Genomic DNA, 21376 nt, shown 5'->3' on the forward strand with positions numbered 1-21376 from the left:
GCTGACTCCGGAGATCCGGAGGATGGGAGGTCAGTGGTGGTGCGACGAGGCCTCCTGGGCCTCGAGCATCTCCACCAGGGGCTGGAACTCCTCGCGATTGTGCTCGTTCATGTGCATCAGGATGCGGTGTGCCTCGAGGATGCGCTGCCGCAGCCCCTCCTCGTCGGCGGGCACCTCGGGGAGGTCGCTGAGTTCACAGGGTTCGGTGATCGGCGCGTCCACCAGCGTGAAATAGCGCGCGAACCCCATGACATCGAGCATCCGCTGGACGTCGGGATTGTCGGCGACGATGGTCGGCGGCTGCTCGAGCTTGCCCTGCACCGCCATGGCCACCTTGGCCAGGAAGCCCAGCGCCGTGGAATCCACGTTGGTGGCCTCGCGCAGGTCGATCATCACCGCCTGGAGCCCGGGCGTCTCGGCGAGCTGCCGCGCCTGGCTGTCCAGGGTGGCACACAGTGTCAGGCGCACGTCACCGCACAGCTTGAGCACGAAGACCCCGGAGTCGAACGCCGCCTTGATGCGGCCTTCATGAAATATCATTGCCAAATCCGCTCAAGATCATGATCGTCAGGTCGTCGGGCAGTTGTTCCGGTCCCGGGCCGTCCTCGGCGACATCCTCGTCGTCGTCGGGTAGGTCCCCCAGGGCCAGGCTGCCCCGCAGGTCCTCCAGCGTCTCGCTGGCCAGCACCCGCTGCTCGAGTTCCCTGAGCCGCATGTCGAGCGTATCGCCCGGCAGGCATTCCAGTATCCCATCGGAACACAGCCACAGGCGGAAGTTCTCCGGAAGCGGGCACCCCAGGGCGGGATATTCGACTCCGGGGAACAGTCCCACCGGCATGCCCTCTCCGGGCAGGGGACGAACGTCTCCGTTCGCCACCATCAAGGGCATGGGTAGCTGTGCGCCCAGCGAATAGTGCAGATAGCGACGCTCCAGGTCAATCACCCCGACGAACAGGGTGGCATGCTTGCCGATGCCGGTGTCCAGCAGCTCACGATTGAGCTCCGCCAGCCAGCGCGGCGCCAGCGCCTCCGGCCGGGTGCCGTCCCACTCACCCTGCCAGCGGTTGGAGAGGTACTTCAAGAGCACCGTGACGAAGGCCGAGGAGGCACCATGGCCCGAGACATCGGCGAAATTGAACAGCACGAAGCGGTCGTCGTAGCGCTGGAAATCGAGGAAGTCACCGGACAGGTAGAGCGAGGGCGCCAGCCAGTAGTCGCAGGTCACCCCGCCGACCGTCTGCGGCCGGGGCGGCAACAGCTTGCGCTGGATCTGGCCACCGGCCTGCTGATCGAGTCTCAGCATCGCCAGGTGCGTCTCGAGGCTCTCGTTGAGTTCTTCCAGATGCTCGTTGAGTTGCGCCAGACGCTCCCGATCCCGGGCCCGCTCCTGGGCCAGCTGATGCAGCTCGATGGCCTTGCGGATCATGCGTCGCAGCAGCTGCCCATGGCGCAGCGGCTCGACGATGTAGTCGATCAGGCCCGCATCCACCGCCTTGAGCAGGTCCGCATCCAGCCGCTCGTCGCTGACCACCAGGGTCGGCAGGTGGCCGCTCAGGCGAGCCCAGTCATTGCTGGGTACCGCGCGGGCATGGGCCACCACCAGCACCGTATCGGGTGGCAGGTCATCCAGGCTGTCGGCGGCAAACACCGCCAGCCCATCCCGGGCGATGGTCTCGGCCAGGGCATCCCTCGCCTCGCCAGGGTCATCGATCACGCCAATCAGCTGTTTGGGACGGTCCATGCCGGGGTGCCTCAGTCGGCGAAAGCGCCGTCGTCGAAATCCGCATCATCGAAGTCGAAGTCGAACTCGTCACTGGCGAAGGGATCATCGCCCAGTTCGCCGTCGCTGACCTCGAAACGTCGCCGCTGTAGCCAGGCATCGCGAATGAAGCTGTAGCGATCGCCACGGATCAGCTCTTCCTGGTCGAGCAGGCCGGCCCGTGTGTCCACCACCCGCAGCGCGGTCAGCCCGTAGCGTACCTTGTCATCTTCTACATAAGTGACAGGGTAAGTGTACATGTCAAGCGGCAGACCGGCAGTATCCCGTACGGTGCTCGGCCCGAGGAGTGGCAGGACCAGGTAGGGGCCCGCATCCACGCCCCAGGTGCCCAGGGTCTGGCCGAAGTCCTCGTCGCGGCCGGTGATCTCCATGTGGGTGGCGAAGTCCCACAGCCCGCCGATACCCACCGTGGTGTTGATCAGGAACCGCGACGTGGCGATGCCGGCGTTGCCCGGCTTGCCCTGCAGCACACTGTTGAGCGCGGTGCGGAGTTCGCCCAGGTTGGAGAAGAAGTTGCCCACCCCGGTCTGTACCGGCGGCGGCGTCACCTTGCGGTAACCCCGTGCCACCGGCTTCAGTACCGCCCGATCCAGGGCATCGTTGAAGGCGAATACCCGACGGTTGAAACCTTCCCAGGGGTCGTCGGGGTGGCGCTCTTCCACGGCAGCGGTGCTGGCACACCCGGCCAGCAGCAGGAGCGCCAGCAGCGCCCCCAGGCCCCGGCTCGCCGTTCCCCCTCCCTGTCTTGCCTGCGCCTCCCTCATCTCGTTTCCTTCCCTGGCAGCTGTAAGGAGCTCATCGCGATCCCCGTCGTCCTCATCGGCGGCGAACCACGACACTGCCGGCACTGTAGCCTGCGCCGAACGAACAGACCACACCGAGGGCGCCGGATTCGAGGTCCTCGTGGTGCAGGTGGAAGGCGATGATCGATCCGGCCGAACTGGTGTTGGCATAACGATCGAGGATGATCGGGGCCTGGGCCTCGCTGGGCTCGTGGCCCAGCACGCGACGCGCGATCAGGTCGTTCATGTGACGGTTGGCCTGGTGCAGCCAGAGTCGCGACAGGTCGTCGCCGGCGAGCTCGAGGCCCGCCAGGTGGTCGGTGATCAGTGCGGCCACCAGGGGACACACCTCCTTGAACACCCGCCGCCCCTCCTGAACGAACAGCTTGTCCGGTGCCCGGGGATCGCTGTCGGTGACACGGTCGAGGAAGCCGGCGTTGTTGCGAATGGCGTTGGAGAAGCGCGTCACCAGGCGCGTGCCGAGGATCTCGAAGCCATCCTGGCGGGTGGCCACCGCGTCACTCTCCAGCACGATGGCGGTACAGGCATCACCGAAGATGAAGTGGCTGTCGCGATCGCGGAAGTTGAGGTGTGCCGAGCAGATCTCGGGGCTGACCACCAGGGCACGCCTCGCGGAGCCGGCACGGATGGCGTTGGCTGCGGTCTCGATGGCGAAGGTCGCCGAGCTGCAGGCCACGTTCATGTCGAAGGCGTAGCCGCCGGCACCGAGCGCGGCCTGCAGCTCCACGGCCACCGCCGGGTAGGGACGCTCGAGGTTGGAGCAGGCGACGATCACCAGGTCGATGTCGCCCGCGGCGACGCCGGCCGCCTCCAGCGCCTGGCGGGCAGCCACGGCCCCCATCTCGCACTGGATGGAGGGCGCGTCGTTGCTGCGCTGGGGCAGGCGTGGGCGCATCCGCTCGGGGTCCAGGATGCCGTCGGCATCCAGCACGTAGCGGCTGTGGATGCCCGAGGCCTTGACGATGAAGTCGCTGCTGGAGCGGGCCAGCGGCTCGCGCTCGCCGGCGGCGATGGCCTCGGCGTGGCGCGCGTTCTCGGCATCCACCCAGGCATTGAACGACGCCACCAGGGCCTCGTTGTCGATGGCGTGCTCCGGCGTGAAGAGTCCCGTGCCGGTGATCACCACTTGGTTCATGCTGTTCTCCCTTGTCGCGGCCAGGCCGCCCGGGCCACCGCGCCGGCGATGGCCGTTGATCGGTGCCGGTCCGTCAGGCGCGGCCGGTGAGTTCCGCCCAGCGCTTCTCCAGGCGCTTGACGGAGACGGGGAATTTCGTGCCCAGCTGCTGGGCGAAGAGCGACACGCGCAGCTCCTCGATCCACCAGCCGAATTCCACCAGCGCGGGGTCCTCGATGCCGCCACGGCGCTCGCTCTCGCGGCGGGCGGCCAGGCGCGCCTCGAACTCCTGGACCTCCTGCATGTGCATCTGGTCGCGCATGCGCTCGCGGGGGGCCTTCTCCAGCCGGATCAGCGCCGCCTCCATGTAGCGCGGGTACTCGTCGAGCCACTCGCCCGCCTCAGTGATGAAGCCGGGGTGCACCAGCCGCGCCATCTGCGCCTTGAGGTCACTGTAGACCAGCGCCAGGGCCAGGCTGAGGTTGCCTTTCAGCGCCTTGGTCACCGCCAGGTGGCCCTTGAGCGCCGCCTCCAGGGTGGCCAGCCGCACCTCGGCGTGGGGCACCAGCGCCTCGCGGGTCTCGGCCAGCCGGGCCTCGAGCTCGCCCGCCGAGCGCGGCAGCGGTGACACCGCCACCACCTGGCGGAACACCGCGGTGACCAGGTCCTCGCCGAGCTGGCGCTTGCTGCCCACCTTGGCGAACAGCAGCGCGCAGGTCTCGAGCCCCTTGAGTCGCTCGATGGCCCGCACCGCGTCGGGCAGGTGCCGCATGGCCAGCCGGACCACGCCGTCGCGATGGGCCTCGCGAGCCTTGTCGGGATGGTCGAAGAGCTCCACCCGGAAGGCTTCGCCGTCGGGCACCAGGGCCGGATAGGCCTCGACGCGAATGCCCGCCTGGGAGGTGACCCGCGACTCGGGCAGCGGCGCCTCGGGCAGGTCCGCCACCGGCGCTTCCAGGCGCGCCTCCTCGGCCAGCGCCCGGGCGCCCTGCCCCGCCGCCGCCTCGAAGCGCCGTTCCAGTTCGCGGGCATCGCGGCCCTGGCCGAGCACCCGGCCGTCGTGGCCCACCACCTTGAGGTTCATCACCAGGTGCGGCTCGAGCTGGTCCGGCTGCCAGTCGTCGGGGTGGACGCGCACGCCGGTGCGGCGGCGCAGGAACTCGCCCAGCGCCTCGGTCAGCGGTATGTCGTCGGGCACCAGCGCCTCGAGGGCGGCATCCACCCAGTCGGGAATCGGCACCACCTGGCGGCGTACCGCCTTGGGCAGCGACTTCATCAGCGCGATGCACTTCTCGCGCAGCAGCCCCGGCACCAGCCACTCGAGCCGCGCCTGGGGCAGCTGGGGCAGCATGGCCGCCGGCACGGTGAGGGTCACGCCATCGTCCGGCGCACCGGGCGCGAAGTGGTAGGCGAGCGGGTAACGCACCCCGCCGAGCACCAGTTCGTCCGGGTAGTCGGCCTGGGTGACCTCGCTGGCCTCCCGGGCCAGCAGCGCGGCGCGGTCGAACTTGAGCACGTCCGGGTTCTCGGCCTCGGCCTTGCGGCGCCACGCCTCGAACCCCTTGCCGTTGTGGATCTCCTCGGGGATGCGCTCGTCGTAGAAGGCGAACAGCGTCTCCTCGTCCACCAGGATATCGCGACGCCGGGCGCGGTCCTCGAGGTCCTCGACCTCCTCGACCAGCGCCCGGTTGTGGGCAAAGAACTCGCCCTGGGTCTTGAACTCGCCCTCCACAAGCGCCCGGCGAATGAACAGCGCCCGGGCCTCCTGCGGGGCGATGGGGCCATAGTGGACCTTGCGCCCCGCGACGATGGGCAGGCCGAACAGGGTCACCTGCTCACTGGCCACCACCTGGGCGCGCTTCATCTCCCAGTGGGGCTCGGCGTAGCTGCGCTTGACCAGGTGACCGGCCAGCGGCTCGATCCACTGGGGGTCGATCCGGGCCACGGTGCGGGCGAAGAGCCTGGTGGTCTCGACCAGCTCGAAGGCCATCAGCCACCTGGGCGATTTCTTCGCCAGGCCGGACCCCGGGTGAATGACGAACTTGCGATTGCGCGCGCCCAGGTACTCGCGGTTCTCGGTGAGCAGCCCCAGGTGCGACAGCAGCCCCGGCAGCAGCGCCCGGTGCAGGGTGGCGGCGTGACGGCGGCGGGCCTCCTGAAGGGCCTTCTCCGCGTCGCCCTCCTCGAGGGCGGGCCGCGGCGCCGGCGGCGGCACCTCGATCTCCATGTCGCGCAGCAGCTGGCGCAGCTGGCGGAAGGTGTCGTGCCACTCGCGCAGGCGCAGGTAGTTCAGGTAGTGGTCGCGGCACCAGCGGCGCAGCCGGTTGCCGGAGAGCGTCTCGCGGGCGGCCTCGAAGCCGTCCCAGAGGTTGAGCAGGGCCATGAAGTCGGAATCCGGGTCCTGCCAGCGGCGATGGGCCTGGTCGGCGGCCTGGCGCTTGTCGGCCGGGCGGTCGCGGGGGTCCTGGACCGCCAGCCCGGCGACCACGATCAGCACCTCGCGAAGACCGCCCTGCTCGGCCCCGGCCAGCACCATGCGCGCCAGGCGCGGGTCGATGGGCAGCCGCGACAGCTTGCGCCCGATGGGCGTCAGCCGGTTGCCGGCGTCCACCGCGCCCAGCTCGAAGAGCAGCCGGAAGCCGTCGCTGACGAAGCGCGAGTCGGGCGGGTCGACGAAGGGGAAGGCCTCGATGTCACCGAGCTTCAGCGACAGCATCGAGAGGATCACCGAGGCCAGGTTGGTGCGCCGGATCTCGGGGTCGGTGAACTCTGGCCGGGCCAGGAAGTCCTCCTCGTCATAGAGCCGTATGCAGACCCCCTCGGCGATGCGCCCGCAGCGCCCCTTGCGCTGGTTGGCACTGGCCTGGCTGATGGCCTCCACCGGCAGGCGCTGGATCTTCGAGCGGTAGCTGTAGCGGCTGATGCGCACCAGCCCGGGGTCGATGACGTAGCGGATACCGGGCACGGTGAGCGAGGTCTCGGCCACGTTGGTGGACAGCACGATGCGCCGCCCGGCATGGGGCGCGAACACACGGTTCTGCTCGGCATTGGAGAGCCGGGCATAGAGCGGCAGGATCTCGGTGCCCCTGAGGTCGGCACGGCGCAGGGTGTCGGCGGTCTCGCGGATCTCGCGCTCGCCGGGCAGGAATACCAGGATGTCCCGCGGGCCGTGGAACCAGCGCCGCTCGCGCTCGATGGCCTCGATCTCCTCCACCGCGTGGAGGATGCCCTCCTGCAGGGTCCGGTCCTCCTCGTCGTCGGCATCGCGGACCAGCGGGCGATAGCGCACTTCCACCGGCCAGGTACGCCCGGAGACCTCCACCACCGGCGCCGGACGCGGCGTGCCATCGCTTCCCGGCAGGGTGAAGTGGGTGGAAAAGCGCTCCACATCGATGGTGGCCGAGGTGATGATCACCTTGAGATCGGGACGGCGTCCCAGCAGCTGCTTGAGATACCCGAGCAGGAAGTCGATGTTGAGGCTGCGCTCGTGTGCCTCGTCGATGATGATCGTGTCGTAGCGGCGCAGGTCCGGGTCGTGACGGGTCTCGGCCAGCAGGATGCCGTCGGTCATCAGCTTGACCAGGGTGTCGTCACCGGTCTGGTCGGTGAAACGCACCTGGTACCCGACCTGCTCGCCCAGCGGCACGGCCAGTTCCTCGGCCAGGCGCGCGGCCACCGAGCGGGCCGCCAGGCGGCGCGGCTGGGTATGGCCGATCAGGCCGCGGCGCCCCAGGCCCAGCTCCAGGCAGAGCTTGGGCAGCTGGGTAGTCTTGCCGGAGCCGGTCTCGCCGGCCACCACCACCACCTGGTGGTCGCGCAGTGCCGCGAGGATGTCCGCACGGCGCTCGGCCACCGGCAGGGCCTCGGGATACTCCAGGGTCACCGGGATGGCCGCACGACGCGCCGCCGTGCGGCAGGAGCGCGCCAGCGCCTCGCGTACCTGGCCGAGCCCGCGGTCCACCGGCTTGCCCTCCTTCAACCGCCGGGCCAGGCCGCGCAGGCGCTTGTCGAGGGTCGGCACATCCTGCCGCATGGCATCGTCGAGCCCCCGGCGCAGGGCCTGGAGTTCGTCGGAGGCGGCGAGGTTCGTGGGGGCTTGCGAACGGGTGGCGGTGGTCACGTTGGGCTCGGTCGGCTCCGGTGGATGTTGGCAAGGACACTGCCCGCCCCGGCGACCGGAGCGGGCAGCTCATTGTAACGCCAGGGTCACGGCCGCGCCTAATCCGGGCCATTGCCATTGGCTATGGATGCATCACGCCACGGCTATCGCCTCACGGTGACGCCTTCCCCTGATCCTCGTCGCGCAGCTGGCGGCGCAGCACCTTGCCCACATTGGTCTTCGGCAGCTCGTCGCGGAATTCGACGAACTTCGGCACCTTGTAGCCGGAGAGCTCCTTCTTGCACCAGGCGCGCAGGGTCTCGGCGTCCAGCTCCTCGTCCCTCGACACCACGAAAAGCTTGATCGCCTCGCCGCTGGCCTCGTCAGGCACGCCCACGGCAGCCGACTCCACCACGCCCGGATGGGCGGCCACGACATCCTCGATCTCGTTGGGATAGACGTTGAAGCCGGAGACCAGAATCATGTCCTTCTTGCGGTCGACGATACGGATGTAACCATCGTCCTGGAGCACCGCGATGTCCCCGGTATGGAACCAGCCGTTCCCGTCGATGGCCTTGGCGGTCTCGTCGTCTCGATTCCAGTAGCCCTTCATCACCTGGGGCCCCTTGACGCAGAGCTCGCCAGGTTCGTCCAGCGGAAGGTCGTTGCCGTCGGCATCCACCACCTTCACCAGGGTATCGGCCACCGGCTTGCCGATGGTGCCGAGCTGGATGGCATCGACGGGGTTGAAGCTGACGATCGGCGAGGTCTCGGTGAGCCCGTACCCCTCGGCGATGGCACAGCCGGTGACCTCTTCCCAGCGCTGCGCCACCGGCTTGGTCAGTGCCATGCCGCCGGAGATGGTCAGGTGCAGCTTCGAGAAGTCCAGCGCGCGGAAGTCCTCGCGGTTGCACAGGGCATTGAACAGGGTGTTGAGGCCGATGAAACCGGTGAACGGGAGGCCCTTGAGCTCCTTGACGAAGTTGTCGAGGTCGCGGGGATTGGTGATCAGGATGGAGTGATTGCCGGTCTCCATCATGAACAGGCAGTTCACCGTGAAGGTATAGATGTGGTAGACCGGCAGCGGCGCGATGATGGTCTCGGCGCCGTCGGCCAGCGCCGGGCCGATGGCCGCGCGCGCCTGGAGCATGTTGGCGATCAGGTTGCGGTGGGTCAGCATGGTGCCCTTGGCCAGCCCCGTGGTGCCGCCGGTGTACTGCAGTGCGGCGATGTCGTCGGCCTGGCGTGCCACTTCACGGTGGGTACGCCCGGCTCCCGCCTTGAGCGCCTGGCGGAAGGGGGTGGCGCCGGGCAACGAGAACTTCGGCACCATCTTCTTCACGTACTTGACTACCGCATTGATCAACTGGCGCTTGGGGAAACCGTGCAGGTCGCCGAGCTCGGTCACCAGCACCTGCTGGATGTCGGTACGGTCGAGGACCCTCTCGAGCTTGTCGGCCATGTTGGCCAGGATCAGGATCGCGCGGGCGCCGGAATCCTTGAACTGGTGGGCCATCTCGCGCTCGGTGTAGAGCGGATTGGTGTTGACGACCACCAGGCCGGCCCGCAGAGCACCGAAGACCGCCACCGGGAACTGCAGCACGTTGGGCAGCTGGATGGCGATGCGGTCGCCCGGCTGCAGGTCGGTCGCGTGCTGCAGCCAGGCGGCGAAGTCGCCGGAAAGCCGATCGAGGTCGGCATAGGTGATGGTCTGCCCCATGCAGCTGAAGGCCGGCTTGTCGCCGAAGCGCTTCACCGAGGCGTGGAAGACATCCATCACCGAGTCGTAGTGGTCCAGCCCCTCCAGCTCGGGGCCGCTCAGGATCGGGGCATTGGCGTGCTCGTTCATGGGCGCGATCTCCTCAGTCTCGTCGACGGCATGCGACGGTTGTTGTTCTCCCGGTGCCCTACGATATACCGCCATGGCATCACTGTAAAACGACCGATTTAAACTAACGTTTACTCGCTGCACGTCGACCGGCAAGTCTCCCTCTCACTGCCTTAAAGCTGGCCCAGGTCCATGGGGTTGGCAAGCCGCTGCGCTCCACGCTGGAGCGGTGTGTCAAGCGCCCGGCCCCTCAAGAGGGCTGCCGAAGCGGGCGAGGATCTCGCCGCCCTGCCAGACCAGCAGTTCGCCGGGGGCCATGCGCACCCAATCCTCGTTGTCGGTCAAGGGTTCGGTGGCGAGCACCGAGACGACATCGTCGGGGGTGGTGTGCTCGGCGAAATCGACGCTCAGCTCGGCGTCGGAAAGGCTGGCCCGGCCGAAAGGCGCACGCCGCGTGATATGCGCCAGCCGGGTCGAGCAGAAGGCGTAGAGGTAGTCGCCGTCGGCCAGCAGCAGGTTGAAGACGCCGAGTCCCCGCAAATGCTCGCAGAGCCGGTACAGATGCTGCCATAGCCCGTGGCGCTGGGCATCGCTGGCCGGCAGCTCGGGGTAGCGGCGCCGCAGCTCGCCCAGCAGCCAGCAGAAGGCATGTTCGCTGTCGGTATCCCCCACCGGGTGATAGAACCCCAGTGGCAGCGACTGCCAGCCGGTGAGCTGGCCGTTGTGGGCATAGCACCAGGGCCGGCCCCACATCTCGCGTACGAAGGGGTGGGTGTTGGCCAGGCGCACCTGGCCCACATTGGCCTGACGGATATGGCTGATGACGATGTTCGACTTGATCGGATAGTCGGTGATCAGCCGGGCGATGGGCGAACGGACGGAGGGGTGGGGATCGCGGAAGTCGCGATATCCCCCCTCCTCGTAGAAGGCGATGCCCCAGCCGTCGCGGTGGGGACCGGTGCCGCCGCCCCGATGCAGGAACCCGCTGAAGCTGAAGCAGATGTCGGTGGGGACGTTGGCACTCATCCCCAGCAGCTCACACATGCGGCTCCTCCCGGCGGCGGAAGCGGCGCGTCCGCCTGCGGCGGGCGGCCCGCCACATCACCAGCAGCACCAGCGCCGCGACCACCGCGACGGCGATCCACAGCCGCCGGTCGCGGCCATGGGATTCGGCCAGCCGCTCGAGTCCGGGCCGCCCCTCCTGCCACAGCTCCATGGCACGGCGCGGCAGGGCGTTGACCAGCGCCACGAAGCGGTCCGCGGCATCCAGGGGCGCTTCATCGGGGCGCCCCACCAGGTCCGGGTCCAGGTCCTCGTCGAAGCGCTCGGTGCCGAGCGTCGGACCGGCCATGTCCGCCAGGTCGAGGCCGGTGCTGGCGTCCGGATGGAGCAGCAGGCGTGGCAGGCGGATCTCCCGGGTCTCGCCATCCAGCGTGACCCGGGCGCTGAGCAGCAGTGGCCGGCTGACGGAGTCGTCCATCTCGGGAAGCGGGAGGTGCCAGCGCCGGGACGCCACGGCTTCGGCCTCGAGCGTTTCGCCCTGCAGTTCACCCGAGAGTTCGGTGTTGTCGCGATCGAGCCGCGGATGCTCGGCGGCCAGCACCACCCGGCCCGCCCGCGGCTGGTGTACCGCGCCGATGGCGGGCAGGACGTTCACCGCCTGGATACGCTGGCGGTGGACGCCTTCACCCTCCGCGCGTATCACCAGGCGGGCACTCCCGGTCAGGGCCGGGGCCGGCAGGAGGCCTGAGAAGCGGTCATCCCGCTGCTCCAGCCTTACCGCCGCCTGCACCTCGCCGTCGGCGTCGTGCAGTTCCACGCTCATGACGACATCGTCGCTCCCCTCGGCAAGGGGTTCGCCATCCTGCTCGAGCCAGGCCTCCACCGGCAGCGGAAAGCCGAGATAGAGGGTCGCCGGCAGGTCACCGGTGTGCAGCGTCAGCGGCGAGACCACGCTGATGCGGCTGTCAGCGCCGACCTCCCCCTCCAGGCGCCATTCGCCGGGCAGGGGGTCGGGCACGCGAATCAGGTCGAAGCGCGGCTCCACCTGCCAGTGCCCACCCTCCGGGCCGTCATCGGCGCGGTAGGCGGTTCCGTCGGGGGCGATCAGGGTCAGGGGCTCGCCGTCGGGGTCATGGAAGAGCAGCGCCGAGAAGGACTCGACACCCGGGTCGATCATGAAACGCCCCTCCCGCAGGGGCACCTGATCGGCGGGAAAAATGCGTTCGAAGATGTCGAGGAAGGAGCCGAGGAGGCTGTCGGGGCTCTCGACCATTGCCGGCAGGCCCCCGGTGATCTGGGAGAGACGCTCCACCAGGGCCAGGTCGGCCTCCTCGGAGAAGGCGACGCCATGCACCACGACCCCCTGGGCGGCCAGCCGAGGCGCCAGCTCCTCGAGCAGCGCCTGGCGCGAGTCATGGTCGACTCCGGGCTTGGCCCCGCGCGACGGCGGCAGGTCGATCATGCCGTCGGTGAGCAGCACCAGATGCCGCCAGCCGTTGGCATCGGCGGCGGCCGCCTCGCGAACCACGGCCTCGATGTCGGTGAACTGCTGGTAGTCCACCAGGGCCGGCGACAGGGCCAGGGCCTGGCGACGCCATTCGGCATCCACACGGCCCAGCGGCAAGGGATTGTCGACCCGCTCGCCGAAGGTCCAGACGCCGGCACTGACACCGTCGGGCAGCAACGACACCAGCAGCTCCAGTGCGCTGCCGCTGAGCTGGTCGGGATCGTTCTCCTTCATGCTGCCCGAGACGTCGATGATGACCCGTACGTCCGGCTGTTCCTCGACCTCCTGGGCCAGGCCTGGCCCTGCCGCGAGCCACAGCAGGCCGGCAGCGACCATCAGCCCGCAGACATGTCGACCATGCCTGCCCAGCATCCACCCAGCCATCATGGCTCCTTAGCCGATCATCGGCTCCCGACGCTCGCTGCTGCCACGAGGCGCGGGGGCGTCATCCTCGTCCATGTCGACGTAGTCGTCGCCATGGCGCCCTCGCCACCAGAGCAGCAGCCCGACCGCAAACCCGGCCAGCCCGCCGGCGACCAGCAGCAGCAGGGCCGGTATCAGCGCCGCGGTGTTGCGCTCGAGAAACGCGACGGCGGCCACCATCACCGCCGGCGCGAAGCCGGTGTAGAACTCACCCTCCTCGAGCAGCGGCAACCGGAAGCGTGCCGGCACCCAGATCATCCCGGCCACCACCCAGGTGATCACCAGCCGCGGCAGCCGTGGCAGAAAGCCCAGCCCCAGGTAGCCGGTCAGCACCACCACCAGCGACAAAAACCCGTAGCTCAGCCATAGTAGGGACATCGAATCTGTTATCGGCATCGATACCTCGCAGCCCGTGCGTCCCGCGACGCACCGTCTTGATAATGTTCTGAGTATGGTACATCCCGCGCAATGAAATCACAGCCGCCCCGTGACAACTCCCGGCATCCCGACGACACCCCCGTGGCACGCTTCCGTCGCCCCGACGACCCCGAGTGGCACTGGCTGGAGAACAGGGACGACCCGGACGTGACCGCCTTTCTGGAAGCGGCCAATCGCGAGTCCAGCGACTGGTTCGCCCCGCTGGATGAACTGGTGGAGCGACTCTACCACGGGCACCTGGCACGTCGTGAACTCGTCGTGCATGGCCTGCCCACCCCCCTGGACCACTACACCTACTGGAGCGAGACGGCGGTGGATGCCGACTATCCGGTATGGTGGCGCCATCCCAATGGCCAGGACGAGGCCCGGGAGATCTTCCTCGACCTCCAGGCCCGTGCCGAGTCGCACCACTACCTGGACTTGGGCGACATGGCACTCTCACCGGACGAGGCCTGGCTGGCCTGGACCGAGGATACCCGCGGCGACGAGACCTTCGAGCTCTTCCTCAAGCGCCTGCCCGACGGCGAGCCGGTACGCCTGCTGGAGGAGGTCGGCCCCGAGCTCAGCTGGGCCGAGGACAATCGTACCCTGCTGTTCACCCGCCATGACGCCACCCTGCGTCCGGAGAGCATCTGGCGACTGCCGCTGGCGGAGGGCTCGGCCGGCGAGCCGACGCTGGTGCTGCGGGAGGCGGATCCCGAGTTCTGGCTGGGACTGGGCAAGACCCGCTCTCGGGAGTGGCTGGTACTGGAGAGCGCTTCCAAGGATACCAGCGAGTGTCACCTGGTCCCGGCACGGGCCCCGGCAACGGCACCACGCTGCTTCCGCCCCCGAGAGAGCGGTGTCGAGTACTCCCTCGACCATCGCCCGGGCCACTTCTATGTGCTGCATAACCGTGAGGCCACCCACTTCCGACTGGACGTCATCGAGGAGGGCGCCATCATCGACGAGCGGCGCGAGGCATCCCGAGACCCGGTCAAGGGGTGGCAGCCGTTGATCGCCCATCGCGACGACCACACCCTGGAGGGGGTCGACGCCTTCCGCTGGGGACTGGTGATCACCGAACGCGACCACCATGAAGCCCAGGTACGCCTGCGCGTCCTCGAACTGGACGACGCCCACACCGTCACCCGGGACGAGCGCCTGCCGCTCCCGGAGACGCCCTGCAGCCTGGCGCTGGGTGACTCGCCCCACTTCGATGCACGACGCCTGAGGCTGCACGAGGAGTCCTTCACCCTGCCGTCGACCTGGCTGGAGCACGACCTGGACAATGGCGTGCGCCGCCTGCTCAAGCGGCAGCCGGTCCACGGCGACCTGGCCCCGGATCAGCTGGCCTGCGAACGGCTGTGGGCCAGGTCCCACGATGGCGAGCGGATTCCCGTCTCGGTCGTGATGCGCGCGGACCTGAGCGGCCACCCGCTGCCCACCCTGCTCTATGGCTACGGTGCCTACGGCGAGGTGCTCGACCCCTGGTTCTCGGTGGCCCGACTCGAGTTGCTGGCCCGCGGCATGGCCTTCGCCGTGGCCCATGTGCGTGGCGGTGGCGATCGCGGTGAACCCTGGTACCTGGCCGGCAAGCTCGAGCACAAGGAGAACAGCTTCCGCGACTTCCTCGCCGCCCGCGATGCCTTGGTCGAGAAGGGCATCAGCGATGCCGAGCGTATCGCCGCCTATGGGGCCAGCGCCGGTGGCCTGCTGGTCGGCGCCAGCCTGAACCTGGCCCCCGAGGGCTTCTGCGCGGCAGTACTCGACGTCCCCTTCGTCGACGTGCTGCGCACCATGGAGAACCCCGACCTGCCGCTGACCACCGCCGAGTACACCGAGTGGGGCAACCCCGGCGAGCCCGAGACGCGCAGGCGCATCCGGGCCTATTCACCGCTGGACAACCTCCCGGCCGTGCCCTGGCCAACGGTCTTCCTGCAGGGCAGCTGGCACGACACCCGGGTGCCCTACTGGGAACCGGCCAAGCTCTATGCCCGGCTGAACGAGCTCGGTACCGCCCGCGGCCCGGTGCTGATGCGCACCGACATGGCCGCCGGCCACGGCGGCGCCTCCGGTCGCTTCAAGGCCTGGCACGACAACGCCCGCCAGGATGCCTTCATCCTCTGGGCGCTGGGACTGGAAGAGCGGGAAGGCTGAAGGCGCCGATGGCCCGAGACACATCGGTGCTGACCACTCGACGGTGAAGCACTCCTGCAGGGAATGCCTGCAGGAGTGCGGCAGTGCACGGACAGGGGCCTAGCCGCCTCCGCCGCCTGCACCCCCTCCGGCGCCGCCGCCGGCACCCCCGCCACTGTCACCGCCGCCGGAGCCACCGCTGTCGCCGCCCCCGGAGCCACCGCTGTCGCCGCCCCCGGAGCCGCCACTGTCACCGCCGCCGGAACCACCGCCTCCTTCTCCTCCACCGTTGCCGGTTCCACCGCTACCGCTGTCGCCGCCGCCCGAGTCACCGCCGCCCGAGTCACCGCCGCCCGAGTCACCGCCGCCCGAGTCGCCGTCGCCCGAGTCGCCACCGCCCGAGTCGCCGCCGCCCGAGTCGCCGCCGCCCGAGTCACCGCCGCCCGAGTCGCCACCGCCCACATCGTCGGTACCCTCCGGACCGGCGGCGATGATCTGGCCTTCGCCACCCTCGCCTCCGCTGAAACCGGTAGCACTACCGATCTCGCCACCGGCTCCCGTCGGCGGCAATCGCCGCAACAGCTCGTCCAGCTGTTCGTCGGTCAGCACGGCCCCCTCATGGAGCAGCGCATTCCACATGTCCAGCAGCTCTTCTTCGCTGAGCGGACTGTTCCAGCCCCCGGACTGCCCCCAGGCGCCTGCCGACATCAATGCACCCAGCGATACCGCCAGGGTCAGCTTCCTGTAGCCTTTCATCCTCCGATCCCTCCATGCCCCTATGCTCACGCCAACGTCAAGTACCGCAACCCTTTGACCAACAAATTGTTACAGTCCAGCAAGCATCGCGGTAAGAGGAGGAGTTCGCTATCGGAAGAGAGGCTGAAACTGCAGGGGAGATCACTGACGTGACGCCACCCCGAGAAGGGTGGGATGGCTCATGCCGCGGTACTGAGAAAGGGCGACATCACGGGGCGGGATCAGCCGTCGATGGGCAGGATGGCGATGATGTGGTCCTCGAGCTGCTCCTCGGGGACCTCGTCCTGGGAGACGGCGAAGCTGCGCACGCTGATGCCCTTGCGGTGAACTCGCTCCGGGTCACCCGAGATCAGCGGGTGCCAGCCGGCGAGCTTGCGCCCCTCGGCGATGCGGCGATAGGCACAGGACTTCGGCAGCCAGCGGAACTCCTCGATGCGCTCGGGCGTCAGCTGGGCACAGTCCGGCACCCGCTCGAAGCGGTTGGGGTAGTCGCTGCAGCGACAGCCGTGGATATCGAGCAGCCGGCAGGCGACGTTGAGCACCGCCAGGTCGCCGCTCTCCTCGTCCTGGAACTTGAGCAGGCAGCACTGGCCGCAGCCGTCGCACAGCGCCTCCCACTCTTCCGTCGTCAGTTCCTCGAGGGGATAGCGTTCCCAGAACCGTTCTCTCATGATCTCTCCTGAGCCACCGACATCGTGACCGCATCTGTGGGGTCAGCCTTGGGAAATCCCCATGCTTCTCCCGACGTTGATGGCTTGTTCGCCGAAAGGCGCCGAGACCGCCCCTGCGGGGTCAGACCCCAGCCAAGTCCTTGCGAGGGAATTCGACACCGCCGGGGTCTGACCCCACAGGGCCTCCCGACGCTGGCAACCCACTCACAACGCCCTTCGCGCGGGGTCGGGCGCGACAGATTAACGCCCTTCGCGCGGGGTCGGGCGCGATAAACTAGTACTTCGCCTCGGTGGGGGTGCGATAGAGATCCAGCAGGTACTCCTCCTTGGCGGGGGGCATCTGCAGGTAGAAGCCCTTGTCGCGGATCGCCGCCATGACATCGGCGGCCTTCGCCCGGCCCAGGCGCTTGTCGGGGCTCAGGATCAGGGTCATCGCCGGCAGTGGCTTGCCGAAGCGTTCGAGCAGCACCTCGGGCACGTCAGCGAGTCCACGCCGCTTGTCCACGTAGAGGTACATCTCCTCCTTGCGAGGACTCTTGAAGACCTCGCACAGCAGCTTGTCACCCTTCATCCGGTCGTCGCTCATCCGTCATTCACCTCTTCCAGGGCCGCCCTGAGCCCCCTGTTCAATCGCTCGCCGCGCCAGCCGCCAGGCAACGGCAGCGGTTCGCCCTCGAGGTCGGCGGTCACCAGGGCTTCCATGTCGCGCCGGCGCATCAACACCTCGGGCGCCAGGCCCAGGGCCTGCGCCTCGGCACCGACCACCCGCTTCAGTGCCTTGAGGCGTTTCTTGAAGTCTGGCGCCATCGGCGAGGGCATCACCGGCGGCAACGCCTGCTCGTCGACATGCAGCGCCTCGCGCACCAGGGTCAGCAGCTCGTCGCCCTCGCGCTTGACCAGCGGCGGCCTGATCCCCTCGACCTGGGACAGCTCGTAGCGATTCTCGGGCAGCCGCTCGGCGATGGCGTAGAGCAGGCGATCGTTGACCAGCCAGCCCCGCGGCACGTCGCGCCGACGGGCCTCGCCCTCGCGCCAGGTGGTCAGGCGCCGGTAGGCCTCGGCCTGGCGCGGCGAGAGGCGCCACAGCTGGCGGTTGCGCAGGTACCACTGACCGTCGGCGGCATCGCTGCGTGCCGCCTGGGCGACCATCTCGCGGCAATCGGCCTCGAGCCAGGCCATGCGCCCCAGGCGCTCCAGTGCCTCGCGCTGGCGCTCCCAGACCTGCACCAGGTAGACCACGTCGAGCGCCGCGTACTGCTTCTGGGTCTCGCTGAGCGGCCGCTTCAGCCAGTCGGAGCGGGTCTCGTCCTTGGGCAGGGTCTCGCCGATCCAGTGCTCGACCAGCTTCTGGTAGCCCATGGAGGGGGTCTCGCCGAGCAGTCCCTGGGCCATCTGGGTATCCACCAGCGGGGCGGGGGGCACGCCGGCCCAGTGGGCGAAGACCTCGAGATCCTCGCTGCTGGCGTGCAGCAGCTTGAGCGGGCCCTCGCCGAGCAGGCGCCGGAAGGCCTCGGTGCACTCGACCTCCAGGGGATCGACCAGCCAGGCAGGCCCGCCGGCGGAGAACTGGATCAGCGCGGGTACCGGATGGAAGGTGTTCTCGCGAAAGAACTCGGTATCGAGCGCGATCACCCCTGCACCCGCCACCTCGTCACAGGCGGCGTCCAGGGCGTCAGGAGTATCGATCCAGCGAATATCGGGGGTCAGGGGCATGGGGGTTCCGGCAGGTCGGTAATCGTCAGGGGGCTCATTCGCCCAGGAACGGCAGGCGGCCGTTGAAGGCGCGGCTCAGGGTGCCGCCGTCCACGTACTCGAGCTCGCCCCCCATGGGGACGCCATAGGCCAGTCGCGAGAGCCGCACCCCGTGGGGCGCGAGCTGGGCGGCGATATAGTGGGCGGTGGCCTCGCCCTCCACGGTGGGGTTGGTGGCGAGGATCACCTCCTCCACGCCGTCCCCGGGGGTCTCTCGGTTGGCCACCAGGGCCTCGAGCTGCTCGAGCCCGATATCCTCGGGGCCGATGCCGTCCAGCGGCGAGAGGTGGCCATGCAGCACGAAGTAGCGGCCGCGATAGCCGCCGGCCTCCTCGATGGCCAGCTGGTCGGCTGGCGACTCGACCACGCAGAGCACGCTGTCGTCGCGCCGCGGGCTCAGGCAGAGCGCACAGACGTCCTCCTCGGTGAGGGTACGACAGCGACGGCAGTAGCCGACCTCCTCCAGCGCCACGCCCAGCACCTCGGCCAGGCGCCGACCACCGTCGCGATCACGTTCGAGCAGGTGCATGGCCATGCGCTGGGCGGTCTTGGGGCCGACACCGGGCAGGACACGCAGCGACTCCATCAGCCGCTCGACCAGGGGGGAGAAGCTCATATATCAGAATGGCATCTTGAAGCCAGGCGGCAAATTCAACCCCGCCGTCGCCTCTTCCATCTTGGCCTTGGAGTTGGCCTCGACCTTGCGCACGGCATCGTTCACCGCGGCGGCCAGCAGGTCCTCGAGCAGTTCCTTGTCCTCTTCCATGACGCTCGGGTCGATATCGACCTTGCTGACGTCATGGCGGCCATTCATGGTCACCTTGACCATGCCGGCACCGGCCTCGCCCAGAACCTCGGCCTTGGCGACCTCCTCCTGGACGCGCTGCATCTTCTCCTGCATCTCCTGGGCCTGCTTCATCAGGTTGCCCATTCCACCCTTCATCATGGGGGATTCCTCGCTTGTGGGATGTGAACTCTTGCCGTGGTCGATGCGGCGCCTCAACCGCGCACCTCGGCACCGGCGGGCTTGACCGTGGATTCGATCAGGCGTGCACCGAAGGCCTGCTGCAACTGTTGTACATGCGGGTCATTGCTGAGCGCTTCAACCGCCTCGGCATGACGCTCGGCGGCGAGGCGCTCGGCCTGCAGCCGGGGGGTCTCGACGCCCTCGGGCAGCTGGCCCTCCTCGACGGTGACACGACGCTCGATGCCGATGCCCGACAAGGCCTGGGTGATGCGCTGCACGTGCACCTCGGCGTTCATGGCCGAGAGCGCGGGGTCGAGCCGCAGCTCGAGGTGCCGGCCGTCATCGGCTTCGACAACGCAGTTCGCCGCCAGGTTGCGCGTCAGCCCGCCCAGCCCCAGCGACTCGAAGCGAGCCAGCCAGCCGGCGTGGTCGAGGTGCCCGTCGACGCCCTCGCCAGAGGCCACGGGCTCGCGGTCGGCTGCAGCGGGCTCGGGATCGGCCGTCACAGGCTCGGGCTCGGCTGCCATGGGCTCGGGCTCGGCTGCCATGGGCTCGGAAGCCGCAGGGACGGGATCCGGTGCCGGGGCGATCGGCCCGGGTGCGCTGTCCGTCTCCCGCGATGCGCTCTCCTCCTCCTCCCAGGGCGGAGGGGGTTCCGGCGCTGGCGAGGCCGGCACCTCTGCCGGGGAGGAGGCGGGTGTCGGCGCGCCCGGCGCCTCGGCGGCGGGCGCCTCCCCCGTGGCGGCTGCCTGCTGCGGCGCACGCGGAGCCGGCATGGCCGGAGCACCGCTCGCGGGTGCCTCGGCGTCGCCGGCACCTTCACCGGCATTGCCCCCCCGCAGGGGCAGCGGCGTCTTCGCCGGCCGGGGCACGCCCTGGGGACGGAAGGCCAGCATGCGCAGCAGGGTCATCTCCAGCGCCATGCGAAGGTCGGGGGCATGCTCCATGTCGCCGCGCCCCTGGAGGCCGATCTGGTAGTAGAGCTGCACGTCCTCGGCGGTGAAGCGGGAGGCCAGCGCGAGCAGCGCCTCGCGGTCGCCATGGCCGTTGTCCAGCGCCTCCGGCACCATCTGGGCGATGGCCAGGCGATGCAGCACGCCGGTGACGTCGTCGAGCACCGCGGCGAAATCGGGACCCTGCTCGGCGAGCGCCGCGACCTCGGCGAGCACACGCGCCGCGTCCACCTCGGCCAGGGCCTCGAGCAGCGCCAGGACATGACGGTGATCCAGGGTGCCGAGCATGGCCGCCACGTCGGCATGGCGCACCTGCCCCTGGCCGAAGGCGATGGCCTGGTCGGTGAGGCTCAGGGCGTCGCGCATGGAGCCGTCTGCTGCCTTGCCCAGCAGCCACAGGGCGCTCTCGTCGCAGGGCACGGCCTCGGCCTCGAGGACCCGGGTGAGGTGCTCGACGATGCGCTCCGGCGCCATGTTCTTGAGGGTGAACTGCAGGCAGCGCGACAGCACCGTGACCGGCAGCTTCTGCGGGTCGGTGGTGGCGAGCAGGAACTTCACGTGGGGCGGCGGCTCTTCCAGGGTCTTGAGCAGCGCATTGAAGCTGTGAGTGGAGAGCATGTGCACCTCGTCGATGAGGTACACCTTGTAGCGACCCTGGGTCGGGGCGTACTGCACGTTGTCGAGCAGTTCCCGGGTGTCCTCGACCTTGGTGCGCGAAGCGGCGTCGACCTCTATCAGGTCGACGAAGCGGCCCTCGTCGATGGCCCGGCAGCTGTCACATGCCCCGCAGGGGGTGGAGGTGATGCCCTCGTCGCCGTGCCCCTTCGCCGTGCAATTGAGGCACTTGGCGAGGATGCGCGCCAGGGTGGTCTTGCCCACCCCGCGGGTGCCGGTGAACAGGTAGGCGTGGTGCAGGCGCCCCTGGTCCAGGGCATTGACCAGCGCCCGCTGGACATGCTCCTGGCCGACCAGTTCATGGAAGGTACGCGGCCGCCACTTGCGGGCCAGAACCTGATAGCTCATGCAGCGCGGAATCCTTGCAGCTGGGCTGGCTGGCAGCCGGAGTCGGGATAGACGCCGCCCGGAAACCCGCTGGCCACGCCGATCATGGAATCGTTCCGTGTCATTCTACCGGCTGGGGGCGGGGGCGCAAAGCACGGCGCCG

Annotated in this window: 17 protein-coding genes; 1 reads left to right on the forward strand and 16 read right to left on the reverse strand. The window is 68.9% G+C overall.

What is annotated here, in order from left to right:
- Positions 1 to 30: 30 nt before the first annotated feature.
- The 9 genes from ACOMD9_RS15800 to ACOMD9_RS15840 all read right to left on the reverse strand — a co-directional run bounded on the left by ACOMD9_RS15800 (position 31) and on the right by ACOMD9_RS15840 (position 12934).
- The gene (locus tag ACOMD9_RS15800; protein WP_421416769.1) at positions 31 to 540 is read right to left on the reverse strand and encodes an STAS domain-containing protein; all 510 of its coding nucleotides are present in this window, start codon (positions 538 to 540) and stop codon (positions 31 to 33) included.
- On the reverse strand, positions 527 to 1741 hold the full coding sequence (locus tag ACOMD9_RS15805; protein ID WP_421416772.1) for a PP2C family protein-serine/threonine phosphatase: 1215 nt from the start codon (positions 1739 to 1741) through the stop codon (positions 527 to 529). The genes ACOMD9_RS15800 and ACOMD9_RS15805 overlap by 14 nt, the downstream gene beginning before the upstream one ends.
- Before the next feature lie 11 nt (positions 1742 to 1752).
- Positions 1753 to 2544: an MlaA family lipoprotein gene (locus ACOMD9_RS15810; RefSeq protein WP_421416775.1), complete on the reverse strand. Its 792-nt coding sequence runs from the start codon at positions 2542 to 2544 to the stop codon at positions 1753 to 1755.
- A gap of 52 nt (positions 2545 to 2596) precedes the next feature.
- Positions 2597 to 3718 (reverse strand): beta-ketoacyl-ACP synthase III, encoded by a 1122-nt coding sequence (locus tag ACOMD9_RS15815; RefSeq protein WP_421416778.1) that lies wholly within the window; start codon positions 3716 to 3718, stop codon positions 2597 to 2599.
- Between the two features lie 73 nt (positions 3719 to 3791).
- Positions 3792 to 7817 carry an ATP-dependent RNA helicase HrpA gene (hrpA, locus tag ACOMD9_RS15820; protein WP_421416781.1) on the reverse strand — a complete coding sequence of 1342 codons (4026 nt, stop codon included), beginning with the start codon at positions 7815 to 7817 and terminating at the stop codon, positions 3792 to 3794.
- Positions 7818 to 7968: 151 nt separating this feature from the next.
- A complete protein-coding gene (locus ACOMD9_RS15825; protein WP_421416783.1) occupies positions 7969 to 9645 on the reverse strand; it encodes an AMP-binding protein in 1677 nt (558 codons plus the stop codon).
- A 213-nt stretch (positions 9646 to 9858) separates the two neighbouring features.
- On the reverse strand, positions 9859 to 10668 hold the full coding sequence (locus tag ACOMD9_RS15830) for a class II glutamine amidotransferase (RefSeq protein WP_421416786.1): 810 nt from the start codon (positions 10666 to 10668) through the stop codon (positions 9859 to 9861).
- Complete coding sequence (locus ACOMD9_RS15835; RefSeq protein WP_421416788.1) at positions 10661 to 12520, reverse strand: VWA domain-containing protein; 1860 nt, start codon at positions 12518 to 12520, stop codon at positions 10661 to 10663. Before ACOMD9_RS15835 ends, ACOMD9_RS15830 begins: the two co-directional genes overlap by 8 nt.
- 6 nt (positions 12521 to 12526) lie before the next feature.
- Positions 12527 to 12934 carry a hypothetical protein gene (locus ACOMD9_RS15840; RefSeq protein WP_421416791.1) on the reverse strand — a complete coding sequence of 136 codons (408 nt, stop codon included), beginning with the start codon at positions 12932 to 12934 and terminating at the stop codon, positions 12527 to 12529.
- 90 nt (positions 12935 to 13024) lie between these two features.
- Here ACOMD9_RS15840 and ACOMD9_RS15845 point away from each other — a divergent pair, with 90 nt between their 5' ends.
- The gene (locus ACOMD9_RS15845; protein ID WP_421416793.1) at positions 13025 to 15133 is read left to right on the forward strand and encodes a S9 family peptidase; all 2109 of its coding nucleotides are present in this window, start codon (positions 13025 to 13027) and stop codon (positions 15131 to 15133) included.
- 99 nt (positions 15134 to 15232) lie between these two features.
- On the opposite strand, the gene ACOMD9_RS15850 is transcribed toward ACOMD9_RS15845, so the two are convergent.
- From ACOMD9_RS15850 to dnaX, 7 genes are all read right to left on the reverse strand, one after another.
- Entirely contained in the window at positions 15233 to 15868 is a 636-nt protein-coding gene (locus tag ACOMD9_RS15850; protein ID WP_421416795.1) for a hypothetical protein, read from the reverse strand.
- Positions 15869 to 16089: 221 nt separating this feature from the next.
- Positions 16090 to 16539 (reverse strand): YcgN family cysteine cluster protein, encoded by a 450-nt coding sequence (locus tag ACOMD9_RS15855; RefSeq protein ID WP_421416797.1) that lies wholly within the window; start codon positions 16537 to 16539, stop codon positions 16090 to 16092.
- 274 nt (positions 16540 to 16813) lie between these two features.
- Positions 16814 to 17125 (reverse strand): YcgL domain-containing protein, encoded by a 312-nt coding sequence (locus ACOMD9_RS15860; RefSeq protein ID WP_421416800.1) that lies wholly within the window; start codon positions 17123 to 17125, stop codon positions 16814 to 16816.
- Positions 17122 to 18252, reverse strand: coding sequence for a ribonuclease D (gene rnd / locus ACOMD9_RS15865; protein ID WP_421416803.1), 1131 nt, complete (start codon positions 18250 to 18252; stop codon positions 17122 to 17124). The genes ACOMD9_RS15860 and rnd overlap by 4 nt, the downstream gene beginning before the upstream one ends.
- A gap of 34 nt (positions 18253 to 18286) precedes the next feature.
- The gene (gene recR, locus ACOMD9_RS15870) at positions 18287 to 18907 is read right to left on the reverse strand and encodes a recombination mediator RecR (protein WP_421416806.1); all 621 of its coding nucleotides are present in this window, start codon (positions 18905 to 18907) and stop codon (positions 18287 to 18289) included.
- Positions 18908 to 18910: 3 nt separating this feature from the next.
- On the reverse strand, positions 18911 to 19237 hold the full coding sequence (locus ACOMD9_RS15875; protein ID WP_421416809.1) for a YbaB/EbfC family nucleoid-associated protein: 327 nt from the start codon (positions 19235 to 19237) through the stop codon (positions 18911 to 18913).
- A 53-nt stretch (positions 19238 to 19290) separates the two neighbouring features.
- A complete protein-coding gene (dnaX, locus tag ACOMD9_RS15880; RefSeq protein WP_421416812.1) occupies positions 19291 to 21234 on the reverse strand; it encodes a DNA polymerase III subunit gamma/tau in 1944 nt (647 codons plus the stop codon).
- Positions 21235 to 21376: the final 142 nt, after the last annotated feature.

This window comes from Halomonas terrestris (assembly GCF_049166755.1).
In the GTDB taxonomy this organism is placed as follows: domain Bacteria; phylum Pseudomonadota; class Gammaproteobacteria; order Pseudomonadales; family Halomonadaceae; genus Halomonas.

What these genes read in the sequence shown, in the direction of transcription:
- ACOMD9_RS15800 (WP_421416769.1), bottom strand. Translation starts at nt 540, where the DNA reads ATGATATTTCATGAAGGCCGCATCAAGGCGGCGTTCGACTCCGGGGTC.
- ACOMD9_RS15805 (WP_421416772.1), bottom strand. Translation starts at nt 1,741, where the DNA reads ATGGACCGTCCCAAACAGCTGATTGGCGTGATCGATGACCCTGGCGAG.
- ACOMD9_RS15810 (WP_421416775.1), bottom strand. Translation starts at nt 2,544, where the DNA reads ATGAGGGAGGCGCAGGCAAGACAGGGAGGGGGAACGGCGAGCCGGGGC.
- ACOMD9_RS15815 (WP_421416778.1), bottom strand. Translation starts at nt 3,718, where the DNA reads ATGAACCAAGTGGTGATCACCGGCACGGGACTCTTCACGCCGGAGCAC.
- ACOMD9_RS15825 (WP_421416783.1), bottom strand. Translation starts at nt 9,645, where the DNA reads ATGAACGAGCACGCCAATGCCCCGATCCTGAGCGGCCCCGAGCTGGAG.
- ACOMD9_RS15830 (WP_421416786.1), bottom strand. Translation starts at nt 10,668, where the DNA reads ATGTGTGAGCTGCTGGGGATGAGTGCCAACGTCCCCACCGACATCTGC.
- ACOMD9_RS15835 (WP_421416788.1), bottom strand. Translation starts at nt 12,520, where the DNA reads ATGATGGCTGGGTGGATGCTGGGCAGGCATGGTCGACATGTCTGCGGG.
- ACOMD9_RS15840 (WP_421416791.1), bottom strand. Translation starts at nt 12,934, where the DNA reads ATGTCCCTACTATGGCTGAGCTACGGGTTTTTGTCGCTGGTGGTGGTG.
- ACOMD9_RS15845 (WP_421416793.1), top strand. Translation starts at nt 13,025, where the DNA reads ATGAAATCACAGCCGCCCCGTGACAACTCCCGGCATCCCGACGACACC.
- ACOMD9_RS15850 (WP_421416795.1), bottom strand. Translation starts at nt 15,868, where the DNA reads ATGAAAGGCTACAGGAAGCTGACCCTGGCGGTATCGCTGGGTGCATTG.
- ACOMD9_RS15855 (WP_421416797.1), bottom strand. Translation starts at nt 16,539, where the DNA reads ATGAGAGAACGGTTCTGGGAACGCTATCCCCTCGAGGAACTGACGACG.
- ACOMD9_RS15860 (WP_421416800.1), bottom strand. Translation starts at nt 17,125, where the DNA reads ATGAGCGACGACCGGATGAAGGGTGACAAGCTGCTGTGCGAGGTCTTC.
- rnd (WP_421416803.1), bottom strand. Translation starts at nt 18,252, where the DNA reads ATGCCCCTGACCCCCGATATTCGCTGGATCGATACTCCTGACGCCCTG.
- recR (WP_421416806.1), bottom strand. Translation starts at nt 18,907, where the DNA reads ATGAGCTTCTCCCCCCTGGTCGAGCGGCTGATGGAGTCGCTGCGTGTC.
- ACOMD9_RS15875 (WP_421416809.1), bottom strand. Translation starts at nt 19,237, where the DNA reads ATGATGAAGGGTGGAATGGGCAACCTGATGAAGCAGGCCCAGGAGATG.
- dnaX (WP_421416812.1), bottom strand. Translation starts at nt 21,234, where the DNA reads ATGAGCTATCAGGTTCTGGCCCGCAAGTGGCGGCCGCGTACCTTCCAT.